Source organism: Streptomyces sp. NPDC042002 (genome assembly GCF_055588305.1).
Window position 1 is genome coordinate 1 of sequence record NZ_JBVJCT010000063.1, and the last position, 19,085, is coordinate 19,085.

The 19,085-nt window shown below is 69.8% G+C and carries 15 protein-coding genes and 3 pseudogenes; 12 read left to right on the forward strand and 6 right to left on the reverse strand.

Annotation, left to right across the window (positions count from 1 at the left end):
* Positions 1–160: 160 nt before the first annotated feature.
* Positions 161–301: a hypothetical protein gene (locus ACZ6KY_RS40825; protein WP_469315317.1), complete on the reverse strand. Its 141-nt coding sequence runs from the start codon at positions 299–301 to the stop codon at positions 161–163.
* A gap of 437 nt (positions 302–738) precedes the next feature.
* Between ACZ6KY_RS40825 and ACZ6KY_RS40830 the strand changes: the two genes are divergently transcribed.
* The 7 genes from ACZ6KY_RS40830 (at position 739) to ACZ6KY_RS40860 (ending at position 7,830) form a co-directional block, all read left to right on the forward strand.
* Positions 739–1,632 (forward strand): amino acid--tRNA ligase-related protein, encoded by an 894-nt coding sequence (locus ACZ6KY_RS40830; RefSeq protein ID WP_469315318.1) that lies wholly within the window; start codon positions 739–741, stop codon positions 1,630–1,632.
* Positions 1,633–1,657: 25 nt separating this feature from the next.
* A complete protein-coding gene (locus ACZ6KY_RS40835) occupies positions 1,658–2,578 on the forward strand; it encodes a TauD/TfdA dioxygenase family protein (protein WP_469315319.1) in 921 nt (306 codons plus the stop codon).
* Positions 2,579–2,587: 9 nt separating this feature from the next.
* The gene (locus tag ACZ6KY_RS40840) at positions 2,588–3,721 is read left to right on the forward strand and encodes a hypothetical protein (RefSeq protein WP_469315320.1); all 1,134 of its coding nucleotides are present in this window, start codon (positions 2,588–2,590) and stop codon (positions 3,719–3,721) included.
* Between the two features lie 83 nt (positions 3,722–3,804).
* Positions 3,805–4,278 (forward strand): NUDIX domain-containing protein, encoded by a 474-nt coding sequence (locus ACZ6KY_RS40845; protein WP_469315321.1) that lies wholly within the window; start codon positions 3,805–3,807, stop codon positions 4,276–4,278.
* 488 nt (positions 4,279–4,766) lie between these two features.
* Positions 4,767–6,236 (forward strand): NUDIX hydrolase, encoded by a 1,470-nt coding sequence (locus tag ACZ6KY_RS40850; protein WP_469315322.1) that lies wholly within the window; start codon positions 4,767–4,769, stop codon positions 6,234–6,236.
* Positions 6,237–6,241: 5 nt separating this feature from the next.
* Positions 6,242–6,385, forward strand: coding sequence for a hypothetical protein (locus tag ACZ6KY_RS40855; protein WP_389090289.1), 144 nt, complete (start codon positions 6,242–6,244; stop codon positions 6,383–6,385).
* Positions 6,386–6,408: 23 nt separating this feature from the next.
* Complete coding sequence (locus ACZ6KY_RS40860) at positions 6,409–7,830, forward strand: methyltransferase domain-containing protein (RefSeq protein WP_469315323.1); 1,422 nt, start codon at positions 6,409–6,411, stop codon at positions 7,828–7,830.
* Positions 7,831–7,988: 158 nt separating this feature from the next.
* Here the strand turns inward: ACZ6KY_RS40860 and ACZ6KY_RS40865 are convergent, their stop codons facing one another.
* Entirely contained in the window at positions 7,989–10,253 is a 2,265-nt protein-coding gene (locus ACZ6KY_RS40865; RefSeq protein ID WP_469315324.1) for a hypothetical protein, read from the reverse strand.
* 119 nt (positions 10,254–10,372) lie between these two features.
* On the opposite strand from ACZ6KY_RS40865, the gene ACZ6KY_RS40870 reads away from it, so the two are divergent.
* Positions 10,373–10,570 (forward strand): hypothetical protein, encoded by a 198-nt coding sequence (locus ACZ6KY_RS40870; RefSeq protein WP_469315325.1) that lies wholly within the window; start codon positions 10,373–10,375, stop codon positions 10,568–10,570.
* A gap of 344 nt (positions 10,571–10,914) precedes the next feature.
* A pseudogene (locus ACZ6KY_RS40875) lies at positions 10,915–11,290 on the forward strand (transposase); the annotation flags it as partial.
* Positions 11,291–11,347: 57 nt separating this feature from the next.
* Here ACZ6KY_RS40875 and ACZ6KY_RS40880 read toward each other — a convergent pair.
* Positions 11,348–12,967 carry an IS4 family transposase gene (locus ACZ6KY_RS40880; RefSeq protein ID WP_469315326.1) on the reverse strand — a complete coding sequence of 540 codons (1,620 nt, stop codon included), beginning with the start codon at positions 12,965–12,967 and terminating at the stop codon, positions 11,348–11,350.
* 300 nt (positions 12,968–13,267) lie between these two features.
* On the opposite strand from ACZ6KY_RS40880, the pseudogene ACZ6KY_RS40885 reads away from it, so the two are divergent.
* Positions 13,268–14,338, forward strand: a pseudogene (locus tag ACZ6KY_RS40885) (IS701 family transposase); the annotation flags it as partial.
* A 102-nt stretch (positions 14,339–14,440) separates the two neighbouring features.
* Here the strand turns inward: ACZ6KY_RS40885 and ACZ6KY_RS40890 are convergent.
* The 3 genes from ACZ6KY_RS40890 to ACZ6KY_RS40900 all read right to left on the reverse strand — a co-directional run bounded on the left by ACZ6KY_RS40890 (position 14,441) and on the right by ACZ6KY_RS40900 (position 17,171).
* Positions 14,441–15,022, reverse strand: a complete 582-nt coding sequence (locus ACZ6KY_RS40890) for a transposase family protein (RefSeq protein WP_469315327.1) — start codon at positions 15,020–15,022, stop codon at positions 14,441–14,443.
* A gap of 325 nt (positions 15,023–15,347) precedes the next feature.
* Complete coding sequence (locus ACZ6KY_RS40895; RefSeq protein ID WP_469315328.1) at positions 15,348–15,851, reverse strand: hypothetical protein; 504 nt, start codon at positions 15,849–15,851, stop codon at positions 15,348–15,350.
* A 432-nt stretch (positions 15,852–16,283) separates the two neighbouring features.
* Positions 16,284–17,171 carry an SCO6745 family protein gene (locus ACZ6KY_RS40900; protein WP_469315329.1) on the reverse strand — a complete coding sequence of 296 codons (888 nt, stop codon included), beginning with the start codon at positions 17,169–17,171 and terminating at the stop codon, positions 16,284–16,286.
* Positions 17,172–17,780: 609 nt separating this feature from the next.
* Here ACZ6KY_RS40900 and ACZ6KY_RS40905 point away from each other — a divergent pair.
* Positions 17,781–17,858: pseudogene (locus ACZ6KY_RS40905) on the forward strand (helix-turn-helix domain-containing protein); the annotation flags it as partial.
* A gap of 388 nt (positions 17,859–18,246) precedes the next feature.
* Positions 18,247–18,801 (forward strand): transposase, encoded by a 555-nt coding sequence (locus tag ACZ6KY_RS40910; protein ID WP_469315330.1) that lies wholly within the window; start codon positions 18,247–18,249, stop codon positions 18,799–18,801.
* Positions 18,802–19,085: the final 284 nt, after the last annotated feature.

A 19,085-nucleotide genomic window follows, 5' to 3' on the forward strand; every position in this document is an offset into this window, starting at 1 on the left:
TGTCTTCCCAACAGAAAAGCACCCCCCACTGGGGGTCCTGCCCCGCCATTCTCTTGGGGAAACCAAGAAACTGGCGTGTGGGTTTCCGGAGACCGGGGGGGGGGGGGGGGCCCCCCCCCCCCCCCGCCAGCAGCACGTCAGCCGATCAGGACGATCGGGGTCAGGCGGCGACGCCCGGGCGCATGCCGAGCTTGACGCCCGCGTCGGGGCGCATGCCGAGCTTGATGACGCCCGTGCCGGGGCGCATGCCGAGCTTGACGCCCGTGCCCGGGCGCATACCGAGCTTCAGGTCCTGGTCCATGTGCTCTCCTCTCGGGCCGCGGGCATGCCGCGGCCACGTGTGGTGAATGGGAAGGTCGAGCCAGAGATGAGCGCGGCTCGAAAGAGCCGGCCGGGCGCTACGCCGAGGGCGCTGGTGAAGCCATCGCGCCGAGTGACCGTGCCATCACGCTAGGGCCGCACCAAGGGCAACGGCAACGGGTCGTGACGTTGCGCCAGATGCGCCGGGGCGTTGCGTACCCGTTGCGTCCACCTTGTAGCTGACCTGGGGAAACACCCCTTCGAGCCGCCGTTATCACGGCCACTGTCGTGCACCGGACCACTCGCCGGGTGCACGCGGTCTTCTGCGCCTCAACGGCGTCCGGCTACGTTGAGGCACTCCAAGGAGACCGCGCCACCCCAGCCGCGCAACTGGTCGCCAACTATCCACGTGCACAGTCGAGTTGAGAGGGAACACCCATGCCCGCGCTGTCCGGTCCCATCCGCGCCAAGGCCCGCGTGCTGCACGGCCTGCGGGCCCTGCTGCACGACGAGGACTTCACCGAGCTGGTCACCCCCGTCGCCCGCCGCGCCGACCTCGGGCCCGGCCGCCGCGCGTCCGTCAGCCTCCACGAGGGCCGGTACCTGCGCGCGATGATCGGCCCGGCGCTGCGCGTCAACGTGAGCACCGACCTCCCGCGGGTGTACGAGATCGGCCCGTGCTTCCGGCCCGAGCCGCCCGACGCCCTCCACGCCTCCGAGTTCACGATGCTCGACCTGTACGCCGCGCACCTCGACTTCGAGGAGCTGATCGACCTCGCCTGGCGTCTGGTCGGCCCGCACCTGCCCCCCTACACCCCCGAGCGGCTCTCGATCGCCGACCATGTCCGCGACGAGTTCGGCATTGACCTACGCACCGAGCCCGTCAGCGGCCTGCACCCGCGCCTGGCCGGCCGGATCGGCGCCGATCCGGGCGAGCCGTTCCGCGACGTCCTCGGCCGCTACATCGCCCTCGAGCTGGAGGCCGGCACCACGGGCCGGGCGGTGTTCCTGACCGACTACCCGACCGGCGGTGACGAGCCGTGCGCCCGCCTGGCCCCCGGGACCACCGCCGTCCTGGAGCGGTTCGAGCTGATCGTCGACGGCATCGAGCTCGTCCACGGCTACACCGACGAGACGGACGGGAAGGCATTCACCGAACGGGCCAAGGCCGTCGGCCTCTACGACGACGAGCAGCGGCTCGCCCAGGAAGCCGTCGAGGCCGGACTTGTGCCCGCGGACACCGCGGGCCTCGGCATCGGCATCGAGCGGCTGTGTGCCGCCTCCGCCGGACTGCGCGACATCACCCCGTTCCTTCAGTCTCCCCGGTTCTGACATCCGGCTCCCAGTCCCCGGAGGCATGATGAACCTTGCGATCACCCCGCTGCCCGGCGAATTCGGCGCCCGCGTCGAGACCGACCTCGCCCGCACGACCGGCCCCGCCACGGCGCGCGCACTCACCGAAGCTCTGCACCGTCACCGCGTGCTCGTTCTGCCCGGCCAGCACCTCAACCACGCCGATCTGCTCGCCGCCGCCGGGTTGTTCGGCGCCGTCGACACCACCACCGACCGCCGCTACACCGTCCCCGGCTTCCCCGGCCTCACCGTCGTCTCCAATGTCCACCAGGACGGCACGCCGATCGGCATCTACGACGGTGACCAGGAGGAGGAATGGCACGCCGACAACTCCTTCAAGCCCGAGCTGACCGCCGCCACCCTGCTGTACTCGGTCATCACCCCCGGCGAGGGCGGTGAGACCCGCTTCGCTGATGCCACCCGCGCCTATGCCGACCTTCCGGCCGGCCTCCGGGCCCGGGTCGACGATCTGAGCGCCGTCCACTCCGTCCAGCACCTCGCCGCCCGGCAGGCCGACGCTGCCAGCGGCTGCTCCTCCACCCAGGCCGGCACCCTCGCACAGCTGTCCGAGGTCGCCCACCCCCTCGCCCCCGTCCACCCCGCCACCGGCGCCCGCACACTCCTGCTCGGCTCCATGGTCATCCCCCGCGTCGAGGGACTGCCCGAGGCCGACGGTCAGATGCTGCTGGCCGACCTCCTCGCCCACACCACCGGCCCCGAATACCTCTACACCCACCGCTGGAAGCAGAACGACCTGGTCGTCTGGGACAACCTCGCCGTCCTGCACACCGCCTCCCCCTGCGACAGCTCACGTCACCCGCGGCTGCTGGTGCGCACCTCCGTCCGCCAGCAGGCTCGCCGCCCGGGTACCCCCGACGGGGGAATCACAGCCGAGCCGCCCGTCTCCGGATCGAACCAGCACTAGAGTGGTCAAATGAGTTCCCAAGTGCCCATGAAAGAGCGGGCATTGAACCCGGATCGGATCGCCCGGATCGGGCGCGAGATGCAGGCAGCCTGCCCCGACTTCGACGCCGCCTCTTTCACCGCCCAGGTCACCGCCGACCTCCCCCGCCTGGAACTCAAGGCCCGCATCGCCCGCACCGCCGAGGGCCTACACCAGCATCTGCCCGTCACCGGGCTGGCCGCCCTCGACACCCTGCTGCGCTCCCTGCCGACCACTCCGGAGGCCGCCGGCGCGGACACCGACTTCGGCCTGTACATCTACGCCCCGCACTCCGCCTACGTCGCCGCCCACCACCTCCACCCGGACCACCTCGACCAGGCCTTCGCCGCGCTCGCCACCCTCACCCCGTACTTCTCCGCCGAGGACGCCGTCCGCACCTTCCTCAACACCTACCCCCAGCAGACACTGAAGGTCGCCGCCACATGGGTCGCCGCCTCCGACCACCGGGTAAGGCGCCTGGCCAGCGAGGCCCTCCGCCCCCACCTGCCCTGGTCCGTCGGCACCGGCCTGCCCGTCGACACCGCTCTTGCGCTGCTCGACGTGCTGTACGCCGACAGCAGCCGCTTCGTGACCACGTCGGTCGCCAACCACCTGCGGGACATCGCCCGCACCGAACCTGAACTCGTCCTGGCCACCCTGACCAGGTGGCGCGCCGAAGGACGAGCCACGGTCAAGGAGCTCGCCTTCATCACCCGCGAGGCGCTCAAGGCCCGGCTCAAGGGCGGCTGGGCACCCGCCTACACCCTGACCGGCTACGACCCTCAAGCGGCCGTCAGTGTCAGCCCCCTCCGGCTGACCCATACCGAGTTCCGGCTCGGCGACGGCCTAGTCTTCGAAGCCGACCTCACCGCCTCCACCGACACCCCGGTGCACGTCATGTACGTCCTGACCCGCACCGACCCCGGCACCCTGGCCGGGGAGAAGGTCGGCCACCTCACCCGGGCCACCGTCAAGGCGGGCGCACCACTGCATCTGGCCAAGACCCACCCCCTGAAGTCCGCCGGCACTGCCGCCCTCGCCCCGGGGAGCTACCACCTCGCCCTCCAGGTCAACGGACGCCGCCATCCCCCGGCACTGCTTCGCATCACCGACCGCCCGGCCTGACCAGGACGACTCCGCCGCGCGAACGGATTCCAAGCGGCCGTGTGCCTCCTGCTGGCACAGCACAGCCTGAAGGAGGAGTCAGCATGATCGACGGCTGGAGTACGGTCTCGTCGACCGTCCGGTACACGGGAGTCCGGGTGGTGGTGCGCCGCGACTCGGTCCGGCGCACCGACCAGAGCCTGGGGACCTACGAGTACACCGAGTCGGTCGACGGCGTGCGCGTCGTAGCCCTCGACGACCGGGGCCGGATCGCTCTGGTGGAGGAGAACGTCTACGTGTGCGGTCAGCGGCTGCTGATGTGTCCCGGTGGCGGATGCGAGCCCGGCGAGGACCCGCGGGCGGCTGCACGCCGGGAACTGGCTGAGGAGGCCGGCATCCGCGCCGCCGAGGTCGAGCTGCTGACGATGATGTGGCGGATGCCCGCCGGCGCGCGCACCCGCGAGCACCTTTACCTCGCCTGGGACCTGAGCATCGGTGAGCACCACCGGGACGCGAGCGAGGACGACATGGAGCTGCGCTGGGTCGCGTTGGAGGAGGCGGTAGTGAGGAGGCGGTAGTGATGTGCGGCGACGGCCGGATCACCGAAGCCGGCACCCTCGCGGCGGTCCTGCTGACCGCGCAGCGCGCCGCCACCTAGCCCAAGCCTTTACCAGCAGGCCACGGATGCCCGTCTGGCAGACACAGTGGCCTGAGCGTCGGCGTGTCGGCCAATCCGCCACCGGGCGTGTGCTCTTGCGCGGCAAGGGTCGGTTCAGCGCCCACTTTCGAAAATCCGCTCAAATCCAGGGTGCCCAACCTGTCCGAAAGCGCAGGTGTTCGAAATCGGTGCGGCGTCGTTGAGCACGGCGACACCACCACCACGTCCACGAGGGGGAACTCATTGACGTCCATCGAACGAGGCAGCGGTGGGCCGGGAACCTGCCGAAGGCGGTGGCCGGCTCCTGCGACGCCCAGCCGCCGGACCACGAGACGGCGAGCTGACCCACCAGCGCGAGTTCCACAGCCCGGCCCTCAAACCGCCCCACGTTGAAGGCGAGACGCCACCATGCCACTCAGCACTTCCGCGATTCGCAGGACCGTCGAGGCGTACCTCGATCGCCATCCTGACGAGCGTGACGCCCTGGCCGGGCTGCTCGCCGCCCTGGACCGGCCCGTCGACGTGACCGCCCGTACGACGCTGCCCGGCCACGTCACATGCAGCGCCGTCGTCATCGACCGCCGGGGCCGGGTCCTGCACATCCGGCACCGGGCCACCGGCGGACTCATGCTGCCCCCCGGCGGCCACATCGAGCCCGAGGACCGGACGCTGCTCGCCGCGGCACTGCGCGAGGTGTCGGAGGAGGCCGGGATCGCGCCGGGCGCCCTGTGTCTGACCCCGCAGATGCTCGGCTCTCCGATCGACATCGACGTCCACGACATCGACGCCAGCCCGGCCAAGGGCGAACCGGCCCACCGGCACTACGACTTCCGCTACGTGTTTCACCTCGCCGGTGAGGAGCCGCCGACGATCACGCTGCAGGACGAGGAGGCGTCCGGCGCCTGCTGGCCGGCCATGCAGGAGGTCACCTCGCCCACGCTGCGCGCGAAACTCCTCCAGGCGCAGCTGGACGGGCAGCCGGAGCCGGTGAGCGCCTCCGCGCTGGTTCACGACGGTGCGGGCCGCTACCTGCTTCATCTGCGCGACCACAAGCCCGGCGTCATCTGGCAGTCGGGGGCGTTTGCCCTTCTTGGCGGAGGCCGCGCTCACGACGACCAGACCCTTCAGGGCACCTTGCTGCGTGAGCTGTCCGAGGAGGTTCCTGACCTCCGTCTGGAGGACCTGGAGCCGTATGCCGTGGAGGAGGCCACCAGCGTCGACGGGTTCAGCGTCCCGGTTCAGGTTTTCACCGGCCGTTGGCGCGGCAACCCCGACCGGCTCCGGCTGCACGAGGGGGTGCTGCTGCGTTGGTTCACCCCCGACGAGCTGGACCGCCTGCGCCTGAGCCCCGCGACCCGGGACCTCATCCGTCGGCACGCGGCCGAGAACGCCCCGGACCGCGCACCGGCCGAGGCCCCTCCTCAGTGGGACGGGGGCAGCCGGACCGTGCTGAACGGCGTCGGCGTCCACCTCCATCTGGAGGACGACGAGGGCCGGGTCCTCCTGGGCCTGCGCCACCCCGAATCCCGCTACGCGGGCGACACCTGGCACTACCTGGCCGGGCGGTGCGAGCAGGAGTCCGCGACCGCGTGCCTGATCCGGGAGGCGTGGGAGGAAGCGGGTTTGGTCATCGACCCCGTGGACGTGGATCTGGCGCACGTCGTGCATGTCGTGGATACCCCGGGCGGACAGCCCTTGATGCTGCTGGTGTTCCGGGCGCGCCGGTGGAAGGGCACGCCGGAGGTCCGCGAGCCCGACAAGTGCCTGGCCTGGCGGTGGTGGGAGAAGCACGAGCTCCCGGACCAGCTCGTCCCCTACACCCGCACGGCCATCGCTGGGATCACCGAGGGCCGCACCTACTCGCAACTGGGCTGGTGAACGCCGTGAGCACACATATCGAGAACGGACTCGGACGGCGGGCCCAGGCCGCCGGCGGGCCGACACCGCCCGGGGCGCTGGGGCAGGCGCCCCGTCCCGCGTACCTGGGCGCCCGGCACGACCGCCCGCTCGGAGGCGATGCCACGTGAACAGGGTGCCGAGCACGGCGGCGGTGACTTCTGCTGCTCCCGCACCACCCGATCCCCGGGGCTCCGCGACGGCCGACCCTGCCGAGCCCGCCGCGCCCCTCCTGCCGCCGCAGCCCCCCGCCGACGACGCCGCGGCAGCGGCGGCCCGGGCCGCGATGGTCGCTCGGCTGGAGACGAGTGGAGAGGTGAGGCCTGGGCCGGTCCGCGAGGCCCTGCTCGCTCTCCCGCGCCAGGTCCTGATGCCCCAGGCGTACGTGCGGCGCAGCGCCCCAGACGAGGACCCGCCGCGCTGGGATCTGCTGGACTGGTCCCGCCCAGCCGACCGGGACGAGCTGCTGGAGCGGCTGCACAGCGGGGACAGTGTCGCGATCCAGCACGAGGGCGAGCCGATCCTCGGCCGCGCTGCCGGGCCGCGCCGCGGGGGCGCCATGACCGCGATGTCGAGCGCGATGGGCATGGCCGCGGACCTGCTCCAGCTCCTGAACCTCCGGCCCGGGCAGCGCGTGCTGGATGTCGGGACCGGCGCCGGGGTGACCGCAGCGGTGGCGTGCTTCGTGTGCGGCGACGCCGGCGTCGTCACCCTCGACATCGACCCGCACGTCACCGCTGCCGCCGGCGAGCGGATGTCCGCCCTCGGCTACCGGCCGGCCGTGGTGAGAGAGGACGGCACCACGGGGTGGCCCAACGCGGGCCCGTACGACCGGATCTTCGTCTCCTTCGCCGTCCCCCGCGTGCCGAAGGCCCTGGTGGAGCAGCTGGCACCGGGCGGGCTCACGCTGATGACGCTCGGGACGTCGTCGCCATCGTGGCCGGGCCTGGCCGTGATCGGCAAACGGCCGGACGGGAGCGTGGAGGCGAAGCTGCGCGCGGTCGAGCTCGGGCACCGCGCCGGTGCCGGCTTCGACCGGCTGTTCCTGTCCGCCGAATTCCGCGCAACGATCACCACCGCCGACGGGTCGACGCAGCGCAGCCGGATCGCGCCACCGCCGGACACGGCGCGCGGCATGTGGCTGGCCCTGGACGCCCTTCACCCGGGCCTGGTGCGCCACTTCGGCGCCGAGGACCTGACGATCGGCGCACCCGAGTGCGGGTCGTGGATGCGCGTGAAAGAGGCCGGCTACCACCGGTGGGACGTGACGACCCGCGGGCCCCGGGACATCTGGGCGCAGATCCAGGACGTCGCCACTCGCTGGAGGGCGGCCGGTGAACCGGCCGCCTACCGGCTCCACCTCGACGCCGACGGCGTCCAGCGAGCCGCCAGTCCGAACGGCGCTCTGACCTGGCAGCTCGCCCCCGCCCCTGGTGAGACCGGAGATGAACGATGCCCGCCCCGTGCATTCCGTCACCCCACGAGTCACCTTTCGTCGGTTCCCCAGACAAGGTTGCGGGCACCGGGGCGCCGAGCACGGTCAACGAGTACGCCGGGCTGTTCCGGCCGTCAATGACCAGCCCGGTCCAAGCCCATCGCACGGTGGGATAGCTGCGGGACATGCCCCCGGCGCCTGCGACCCCCGTCGAGGGAACCGACGAATCGGGGCGTGGGCGGCGACGCAGTGCAGGACGCGCTTTCCCCCTGGTCTCTGCGAGACGCAAGCAGCGGTGCCTACGTCCAAGGGAGGGTCGGCGTACCGTCCGGATCCAGCCCGTACGGCCACAGCGTTTCAAACTTCGTGACGATTCGGGAAAGCGCCACTAATGAAAGCGGACTGGAATCGTGTCCGGCGTCAGCGGCTCGTCGTAGGAGGGTTTCAGCGCCTTTCTGGTCCCCGCCGTTTTCCCGGAGTTCGGCCCGTACCAACAAGGCGTAGATGTAATTGTCGCCAGTGGCGATGTCACCTCGGAGCAGGGTTTCAGCGCCCTTCCGGTCCCCAGCCCCTTCCTGGCCTTCGGCCAGTCGACGCCCGACGAAACGGTAGTCAGTGGTGGCGGTGGCGACCCGCCAGGCCCGCGCTTCGGTGCCTCCGTGGATTCCGGTGATTTCCTGGAGCTCGACCAGTCGTACCAAGGGGTTGCCAGCGGTCCGCCGAAGCACTGTTTTCGCGCCTTCCCGGTTCCCGTCGTACTGGCGGATTTCGGCCAGTCGTACCAAGGCTTGGGTGTTGCCGGCGTCGGCGGCCTGCCGGAGCAGGACCTCAGAGCCTTCCCAGTCCCCGTAGATTTCTCGGAGTTCAGCTAGTTGAAGCAGGGCTTGGGTGTTGCCGGCGTCGGCGGCCTGCCGGAGCAGGGCCTCAGCGCCTTCCCCGTCCCCGTCGATTTCCCGGAGTTCAGCCAGTATGAGTAGGGCTTCCTCTCTCCCGGCGTCAGCGGCCCGCCAGGCCAGCGCTTCAGCGCCTTCCCGATCCCCGTTCCTCTCTCGGAGACCGGCCAGTCGAAGCAAGGCGTGGGCGTTGCCCGCATCGGCGGCGCGCTGTCGTAGGTGGTGGGCCCATTGGAGGCGGTGCTTGCCGTTGGCGGCCTCGGCGAGCTGGTCGAGTTCATCGGGGTGGGCTAGATGGGTGTGGGCGGCGTGCCAGAAGGAGGCGGGTGGGCACAGGACCCGGCGGGTGGTGCGGCCGTGCTGTTCAAGGTAGTCGGCGAGCCGGAACACCGGCCCTGTCGGCCCGGAGGGCGCATGAGAGGGGGGCTGGGGTGTGGGTGGCCGGTGCGCGGGGCGCTGGCGGATGCGGCTGAGGGGGGCTTGTTTGCCGTGGACCGGTTTCGCGAGTTCGGCGTAGGCAGCTTCTGCCCAGTCCTCGGTGAGTTCCTGGTAATCGGTCTCGGTGAGGTAATCGGTGACGGCGTCGGTCAGGAAGGTCTGCGGCAAGTGCAGGCCGACGCCCAGGCGTCGGGCGTCCATCGCCGCCTGGAGCAGTGCCCTGGCGGGCGGCGATCCGTCCTCGTAGCGGCGCAGCAGTTCAGGGGCGCCAGCCAGGTCCTGTGCGAGGCGGCCGTGGCTGTCCGCGCGGGTGAGCGCCTCGGCCAGCAGGCGGTCGCCGGCAGCCGCCAGCGACCGCGCCGTAGCTAGCGCCGACTCGTCGAAGGCGTCCGGGACCGGAACGCGTCGTCCGCTGAGCAACTCGCGGGCGAGGCTGTGCGGGTCCGGGCTGTCCGGGGAGGGCAGGGCCATATAGCGTTCGGCGTACTCCGGCCACAGGGTGCCCAGAATGATTACTGGGGCCCGCCTCTGATCAGTGATCAGGGTGCGCAGGGCGGCCGCAATGCGTTCGCCGTGCACGGGATCGCCGAAGTAGCGCTGTGCCTCGTTCAGCCACACCACCGTCTGCGGTTCGACCAAGTGAAGGGCGTCCAGTGCGGCTTCGGCCGGGGTCGGGTCGATGGGGTGCCACAGCCGCCAGCCGAGGTCGGCCAGCGGCTGGACGGCCTGCCAGCAGGCCCTCGTCTTGCCCGTCGAAGACGTACCGACCAGCACCACCATCCGGCTGTTGCCTGCAGCGGCGTCCCGCACCGCACCGGCCAGCACCCCGTCGTGGTCCCGCGGCACGTACCCCGGCAGCACCCGGAGCTCCCGTGCCCCGCGTCCAGCGATGTGGCCCGCAGGGTGGACCTCCAGGTCGTGCGCGTCCCACTTCGACAGCGCCCGACCCGGACCTGAACCGTCCCCAGCATCCGGACCAGCGGGGGTGTTGGCACGACGTCGCAGGTCCAGCAGCTCCTCCACAGGCAGCTTCAGCACACGGGCCAGGGCCGCGACCGTCTCCGGCGACGGCACAGAAGCATCCGCCCGGAATGCCTCGAACACAGTGGTGCGCGCCACCCCCGCCTTCGTGGACAGCTGCCCCTTGCTCAACCGAGCCTGGGCCAAGCCGTCCTCAAGCCAGCGCCGCAGTGCCGCCAACGCCTGCTCGGGCCCCGCCTGCTCGTCGTGCACCTGTAGATCCCCCGGGGTTCGGTGTCCGCCGGTGTTCATCATCGTCCAGGCGGACCCTGACGTACGCTGATTCCGGGACAACAGTCACGTCAACACCCGCCCATTCAGGGGAGTCTTCCGTGACCGTCGCTCTTGTCCTGCTCACAGCCGCGCTCGCGGTGGCCGTGGCGCTGCTGGCCGCCACCGCGGCAGGGATCCTCGCTCGCATCGACGGCGCGACCATCCCTGCCGTCCTCATGCACGCCGCCAAGGTGTTCGCCGCCGTCCTCACCCTTGCCTGCGTCGCCACCGCGAGCGCGGCCGCCGTGATCCGGTGAACCCCGCGCTACGGTGCGAGAGCCCTGCACACTGGAACTCCGCCGAGGAACTTCCGGGAAACGATCCCCCAGACCTGCCGATTCTTCCTGCCGGCCGATTCTTCGTTTGGCCGCTATTGCCATGCCCCCTGGGTGTCAGTCCCCCACTCGATCCGGGCGGGCGCCGAACGCAGCGCAGCCGCTGACGTCTCCAGATAGCTCATGAGCTGCTCAGCGCCGATACCCGCCCGATCGTCATAAGCGGCCTGAACCCCGGTCAGGACGAGACCAGGCGCGCAATGGACACCTTGGCGGACCACCACCCAGGACTCGGGCGCCGCGTACGGCGGGAGTGGAAACACCCCGACGCTCTGGCCGCCGCCGAGCACACCCGCGGCAACCTCGCCGGGGCGGTCCTGCACACCGATCACGGAGCCCAGCCAGTACACCAGCCGGGCCTTCGCCGACGCCTGCCGCAAGGCCGGCGTCCGTCAGTCCATGAGCGCGATCGGCTCCAGCGCGGACAACGCGCTCGCCGAGTCCTTCAACGCGACGTTCAAACGCGAGACGCTTCAGGGCCGCAAGATCTGGTCCAGCGAGCGAGAGGCCCGCCTCGACGCGTTCCGCTGGCTGAACCGCTACAACACCCGACGCCGTCACTCCCGCCTCGGGCAGCGCAGCCCGATCGCTTACGAGACAGCGTCCGAAACAACATCAACTACGCTGGCACCAGCCGCATAACCCGTGTCCAGGATCCGGGGTCAAGGCCCAAGGCCGGGTAGTTAGCGTTTTCGCTGGTCACGCAAGGGGAGTTGGGGTCCATGCTGTGGCGGCATAGAGGCCGGGGCCGAGTTTGTGAATGAGGCCGGTCTCGGCCCATCTGGAGAGCTGTCGATACATGGTCTCCATGGTGATGTCGCCGAAATGGGAGGCGATGTCACGGGGTCGCCAGAGGCGGGTGGGGTCCTTCTCGAGCAGGGCCAGGATCCGGTGACGGCGGCGCTCGGCGAGGACGGTGTGCCGGTCGTCGCGGGAGACGGCGGGGAGCTGGGGGCGGGATTCCGCAGGCTCGAGGATGTTGATGTCGAGACCGGTGATGGTGCGGCTGGTGTCGGGCCTGCCGTCCTCGTGGCGGGTGCTGTAGCGGGACATCGGTGACTTGACCTTGCGGGTGCTGACCCGCCGGCGTCGGGGCGGGAGGAGGCGGGTAAGGATCCGGTGCCCGATCAGTCCGAGGTGACCGGCGGCGGGGTCGGTGATGACGGCGGCGGCCTGGACGACCTGGTCACGGGCGGTCTGGAGGGCGACGGTGAAGCAGCAGCGGTCCGGATCGGTGCCCGCCAGCGACTCCGCGGCCTCGACCATCACGGTCCGCAGGGCCTGGTAGAGCGTGAGCAGTGACCACATCTCCTGCTCGATGCCTGCCGGGTCGCCCGAGCGCAGGTTGCGCCCGTTCATGATTGTGTGGCGGAGCGCGTAGTACGCCGATTCGTGTTCCCACCGCTGGTGATAGAGACCCACCAGCGCGGTGGCGGGGTGGCGGCGGGCGTCGGTCAGGGTGGTGACCAGGCGGTAGGACCCGGTGAAGGACGCGCCGTCCGCGCAGGTCACGGCGATCTGCGCGTCGATGACCCGCACTTTCACGGTGCCGATCACCGACAGGTAGGAGCCGTCGGCGAGGCGGGTGAGGACCGGCGTGCGCCGGTTGCTTCGGAGCCGGCCCAGGACCTGGGCGCCGGTGCCGGTGACCGCCGTGAGGAAGGCGTTGCTGTCGAATCCCTTGTCCCAGAGCACCAGCATGTCCGGCCGCAGCAGATGCAGCAGCCGGCCGGCGTAGCTCGTCTCGCCCTCGGCGGTGGGGCCGAACACCGCGCCGACCAGGGCCCGGGTGCCGGTCTCGACCAGCGTCATCAACTCCAGCGTCGGATAGCCATGATGCGAAGTCCTCCCCAGCCGGGCCCGGTTCCGCTCGGAATCGGGAACCCTCAGCGAACTGCAGCCGTCGAACGACACCGTCCGGTACGGACCGAAACGCACCCCTGGCGTCGTCGGACGGGCCAGCAACCCGGCCAGCACCTCGAACAACGCCCGCACCGGCACGCTGCCGATCCGCCGGCGCAGGTCACGCAACGCCTTCGCCGACGGACAGACCACCGGCATCCCGCACAGACCAGCGGTCAGCTTGTCCCAGACGAGGCGATAGCCGACCTCAGGAAACAGACACATCGCCAGCAGGAAGTAGACCCCGACCCGCGACGGAAGATCACGCAGACGCCGCTGCACCGCCCTCGTCTCCACAAGGACCGCGTCCACCAGCTCGAACGGCACGACCGCCGTCAGCTCTCCCAGATGCCCTGGAGCGAACCGGCCCGCGGCCACGGTGACCGTTCGGGTGATGGCCGTCAGCGGAGACGACACAGGGCTCCGGCGAGGTCGCGAGATGCCCGAGTTATCCAGCAGGTCGACGAGTCCTTTCAACGGTGTGTGAGCTGGGGCTTCTTCGAGAAGTCGAGGCTGGATCGACTTACCGAAACGGACAAATCTCTACTTTGCCGAGGCCCTGGGAGACGACAGGACACGATGACGGGGCAACGGAGCTCCTCCGGGACAAGCTCGACTGCCTGTACCAACGAGCTCCGTTGTCCTACACCGAGACTCGTTCAACTTCCTTGCGTGACCAGCGAAAACGCTAACTACCCGGCCTTGGGTCAAGGCCCGTCCACCTGGGACCCGGTACCGGTGCAGCGGCGGATCAACGAACGCATGCTGCCGCTGATCGACCCGGCAGCCTGGGTGATCGACGACGTGTCGGTGCCCAAGGACGGCCAGATGTCGGTCGGTGTTGCTCCGCAGTACTGCGGAGCCTTGGGCAAACGAGCCAACTGCCAGGTCGCCGTCAGTGTGCACGCGGCGAGTGACACCGCCTCCTGCCCGCTGCAATGGCGGCTGTTCCTGCCCGTGGAATGGGCCTCGGACAGCCACCGCCGGGCCAGAACCGTCATCCCGCCCGAGGTCACGCACCGGGAGAAAAGGCGCCTGGCCCTGGACATGCTCGACACCCTCGCCGACTGGGGGATGACGCCGCCGGCCGTGGTGGCCGATGCCGCTTACGGCACCAACGCACACCTGCGGGCCGCACTCGATGACCGCCAACTCGCCTACGTGCTCGCCATCCGGGCCGATGTGACGGCCCACCCCTTCGACGCCAAGCCCGAAGCCCCGGCCCGCAAGGGGACGGTCGGCTGCTGGCCCCAGCCCCGCTACCGCCGTCGGGCACCCTCGGTCGAGGCCCTTGCCGCAGGACTCGGGCGAGAATCCTTCATCACCCTGACCTGGCGGCAAGGCTCGCGAGGAGAGTTACGCTCCCGCTTCGCCGCCACCCGTGTCCGTCCGGCAGGCAAAGCCGTCGAGCGCCCGATCAAAACCGCAGCCTCGGCCGAACAAGGCTGGTGGGACGGGGTCCTTCCGGACCGCTGGCTGCTGGTCGAATGGCCCCAGGACGCCGAGGCTCCCACCGACTACTGGCTATCCAACCTGCCGGCCAACACCCCTATGGCCGACCTGGTCCGTCTGGCCAAGGTCCGCTGGCGCATCGAGCACGACTACCGCGAGCTCAAACACGGCCTGGGCCTGGGCCACTTCGAAGGCCGTTCCTGGCCCGGCTGGCACCACCACGTCACCCTCGTGACCGCCGCCCACGCCTTCCTCACCGAACAGCGACTGTCCCCAAAAGTACCCGGGCCGGCCTCACCCTCTACCAGGTCCTCGACACCCTCCAGAACACACTGAGGAAGTTCCATCGTGATTCATGCAGGTCAACGGTCCTGGTGTGATGAGTCGTTGGGGTGCTCGCGCAGCTCATCACGGTGATCATTGGGGGGAGATCATCGGTCACCGAGCCACCTGATGGTGCGTCAGCACCAGAAGGGCCCGCACCAACGCGGTCGCGTGCCGCGGATGCATGCGCACCTTGGTCAGGATCCGGAAGGTCTTCAGGCTCGCGAAGCCGTGCTCGGCCGGCGCCCGCAGGCTGCTGATCAGCCGGTTCACGACCTTCTTCGGTGAAGACAGGTGCTTGCCGCCGCTCGCCTTGAACCCCGTGATGACCGCCGGCTGCTCTTCGGCCCCCTCGTCCAGACCGACGAACCCCAGGTCGGCCACCGCTGCAAGCTCCAGCTCGCGCAGTCGCGCGCACAGCTTCTCGTAGCGGGCCGCCGTGATCTCGCTGCAGGCGCCGCGGCGGGCCGAGGAGATCCACAAAAGCCGCCCCTTCGCATCGGTCAGGGCGAGAAACAGCAGGCCATGCGCCTTGTGCTTCCCCGAGTAGTCCTTCCGGTTCGCCCGCCCACTGCGCCGTCGGGTGCGGATCAGCGTCCCGTCCAACAAGACCATGCAGCCGCTGTCCTTGGCCACCTCGGCCAGCGCGCGGTCCAGGCGGGGGGAACGTGCGGCCAGCAGGCCGAGCACCTCCATACCCAGCGCCGCACTGTGGAGGCCGAGACCGCGTTCCCGCCAGCCAGGTCGGCCAGGCGCTCGTCGTTGCGCAGGTGGGCCAGCACGATCAGCGCTATCTGCCCGGCGTCGAGCTTGCGCCACCGGGAGCGGATCTGTCTGCGGTGGGCGCGGATCAGGCCGGCCACGCGGTTGACGGTCGCGCTGGACAGCGGCAGGCGGACGGAGTAGACAAGGCCGGTGTCGCCCTCGGTGGGCTGGTGTTCTTGTTCACGCATGGGCCAACACCCGCCGGGGGCGCTTGCGTTGCGGCAGGAATCGGCCGTTGTGGCAGGTCGGCCGCAGGCTACCGGGGCAGGTAGCGTCCGGCGGGGGTGCGGGTGATCCAGCCGCGCTCGGCCAGCTTGCGCAGCTTCCCGCGCACCGGCTCCACCTTCGCCGGCGCCGCATCCAATCCCAGCTCGCGGGCCACGTCCTTGGCCTGCAGCGGGCTGTCGCCGCCCGCGACGATCTCCATGATCTTCTGGTAGTCGGCGGGCAGGTCGTCCGTGCCGGTGCCGGGGCCGCGGTGGGGAATTAGCAGCTGGCCGGCGGCTCCGGGCGTGCCGACGGGACGCGGGGGCGCCGCGGGCGTGCCGCCGGTGGCCTCTTCCAGGGCCTGCTGCCAGGCCGCGGCGTCAGGGTGCCCGGCCTCGGCATCCTCCTCCTGGTACTGCTGGTAGACGACCTCGGCGGCCCCGAGCCGGGCCACTTCGGCCTCGGTGTCGGCCAACTGCTTGCGCAGCTGCGCGGCGCGTTCTTCCAGCACCACCCGGCGCTCTATCAGCCACACCATCAGGTTCTGGGCCATGTCCCCTCCCTTCGCGGGCTCGCCGTCGCGACCCTGCCCGCACGGTAGGGGCACCAGTGCGCAGCGTGCAGGAGATCGGAGGAGGACGACCCGAAGCGGGCTGGCAGATGATCTCCCCGACGCGATCACGCTCGTGACATGCGCGAGCAGCCCAACCGCCCATCACACGAGGGCCGTTGACCTGTCGATCCACGATGAGACTTCCTCAGTGCCTTCCCCATGGCGCCGACCTGTCCGTCCACACCCGAGCGCACCGCATGCGGGTCGGTCAGGGAGGCGACTCCAGTCAGGTGAGAAGCCTGTGCCGGTCGAGGCGCCTCAGCTCCACAGGCCAGGCGATGTGCGCCAGGGCAGTGCCGCGAGCACCTCGGCTGCTTCGGGGGGCGTCGAGATGGACCCGCCGTCGAGAATTCCCGACCTCGCTCTCTTCTCTCATGCGCTCTCTTCGCTGAGGCGGTCGACTGCCCACGGCAGGAGCTCCTTGGCCACCGCAAGGCTGAACGGCCGCACCAGCGAACGAAGTTCGGCGCAGGCGGCAGGACCGAGCGTGATGTAAGGGAGGGCAGCCAGCCTGTCGGTGGTGTGCTCGATCTCCGCCCTGCGCCGCGTACCGTCCTCGGTCAAGGTCAGGTGGGGTCCGTCGTCGAGCCATCCACGCTCATGCAGGTTCTGCACGGCCTGTCCCCACTGCTCCGGCGTCCATGCCCGCGAGTCGCGCAGCACCCCTGCGTCGATGTCGCCTGTGGCGGCGTGCGTGACGAGAGCATCGAGCCCGCTCAGTCCGGCAGTCAGTAGTGCCGCCACGTGACCGTCGCCACGGAACTCCCGCAGCAGAGTCTGCGCGTGCCAGAGCACGAGGTGGGGTGCGCTCGGCCACGGCAGTGCGGCGTGCGCGGCGAAGAGGGGGCGGCCTTGTGGATGGCGCACGGTCACTTCAGCCGCGGTACGGGCCAATTCCGCTGCGCGGGCCAGCGCCGGTGAGGAGACGTCCGCGCCGAGGATCCGGCGGAGCGTGGTATCGATCCCGGTGAGCCGGGCGGCGGCGAACCGCTGCGGCGTGGCGGCTTCCCATGCCGCGGGTATGGCTCGGCGCACCAGTTGGGGATTGAAGTTGTAGAACGTGGCGATGACCAGATCCGCCGGAGCGGCGCCGAGCGCGGCGGAGCGGGACGCGAAGTACCCCGTCCTGGCGTCCACGCCCAACTCGGCGTACTGGCCTGCGGCTTCGGGCGAGAAGTAGACAGCCCCATGGTAGGGCTCGAGAGTTCTCCAGGTCTGGCGCGCGAGGGCCAGGCTGTCGCGGTCCGTGTTCTGCGTCATGAGGGGCTCTCCGTCCTGTGGCGGATGAAACGTTGCTGTTCATCGAGCACACGACGGCGCGTGGGGCACACCTAGCCGTACCGTCTGGTCGGTACGTTATCGGAGAGCGGCTCCGGCGACTACTGCCCTGCAACCAGTTCTCTCCTGACCAAGGTGCGCATGCATCCGCGGCACGCGACGGCGTTGGTGCGGGCTCTTCTGGTGCTGACGCACCACCAGGTGGCTCGGTGACCGATGATCTCCCCCCAATGATCACCGTGATGAGCTGCGCGAGCACCCCAACGACTCATCACACCAGGACCGTTGACCTGCATGAATCACGATGGAACTTCCTCACTGAGGTGCTGGACAGGCATCTGCACCACCTGCCATCAGCCCCTGCCCAGCAAGCCCCCGAGATCGAGACAGACCTAACGGAGTCCTATTAGTGCTGGATTCCTCTTTGGCTGGGTATATGTCCTGGTGGCGGGGTAGTTGCGGGTGCTCGGGGGCGGGTGCTGGGCGATGGTTTTATGGGCACGACCGGAACGTGATGAGGACGAGCGGGCCGTCGTTCGCCGGCTGTCGCGGGCACGGAAGGCTCCTCAAGATGTGGTGATGCGGGCCCGGATGATCGAGCTGAGCTGGTCGGGGCTGCGGGTGCCGGCGATCGCGGTGGAGCTGGACTGCAGCCAGAAAACGGTCCGCTGCCGGCTGCACCGCTTCAACCGTCTGGGCCTGCAGGGACTGGATGATCTGGGTGGGCAGGGTCGCAAGCGACGGATCACCGAGGAGGAACGATCCCGGATCATCTCCCTGGTCAAGATGGTCCCGCCGGGGCGACTGCGGTGGGAGCCCGTCGGGGAGCTGTGGGCCTCCATGAGTCCGGACCGGCCGAGTGGACGCTGGATTCCCTGGCCGCGGCAGCACGGGCCGAAGGCATCGTGGTGGGCCGCTCACAGGTCAGACGCATCCTTCTCCCCGAGGGTGTCCGCTGGCGCCGCACCCGGTCCTGGATGCGGTCAAAGGACCCGGACTTCGTCCCAAAAGGACAAGGATCATCGGCCTCTACACCCACCCGCCCGACGGTGCGACGGTGCTCTGCGCCGACGAGCTGGGACCGGTGATCCCCCGAACCTTCCCGCCCGCACCCGCCTGGTCACCCGACTGGCACCGGATCAAGGCGGAACTCGACTACAGCCGCGGACCGGAGAAAACCTGGATCTACGGCGGCCTGCGACCCGCCGACGGCCAGGCCCTGACCATGACCGCTTCCTCCCGCAACAGCGTCTTCTACCAGCAGTTCCTGCAACAGGTCGAGGACGCCAACCCGGACGGCGAGATCTGGATCGTCACCGACAACCTGTCCAGCCACAACAGCCTGTCCACCCGGACCTGGCTCGAGGACCATCCCCGTATCCACCACGCCTTCATCCCCGTCGGCGCGTGCTGGCTCAACCTCCAAGAAGGCTGGTGGCGCATCCTCCGCAAGGCCGCCCTCGCCGGCCGCTCCTTCGCCAACCCCGACGACATCGCCCAGGCCACAACCCTCGCAACCAACCAGCTCAACTCCCGAGCCAGTCCCTGGATCTGGGGCAGAACAGCACCGCCAACCCGCTCCCTACGACGCCGATACGTGTACCTCGTTTGAGGAATCCAGCAGTAGCCAGCAGAACTGGAACCTGAGAGGTGGGGCAGGTCAAGACGTCACCCGTTCGTGCAGCAGACCCTTCGGTTCGTAGAGCTACACAAGTGCCAGCTATGCGTGAATACCCACCGGATGCGCAAGCCAGGAAAGCGTGCGTGCCGCCATCAGCGGACCCGCAGCAGGAACCCGGGTTAGTCAGCAGGGAGCGACGGACCATGAAGATCAGTCATCCCGGTCTCGCTACGATTGTCGCAAAAGGGGGATCGACTTACGCTCTGCGACTCTAG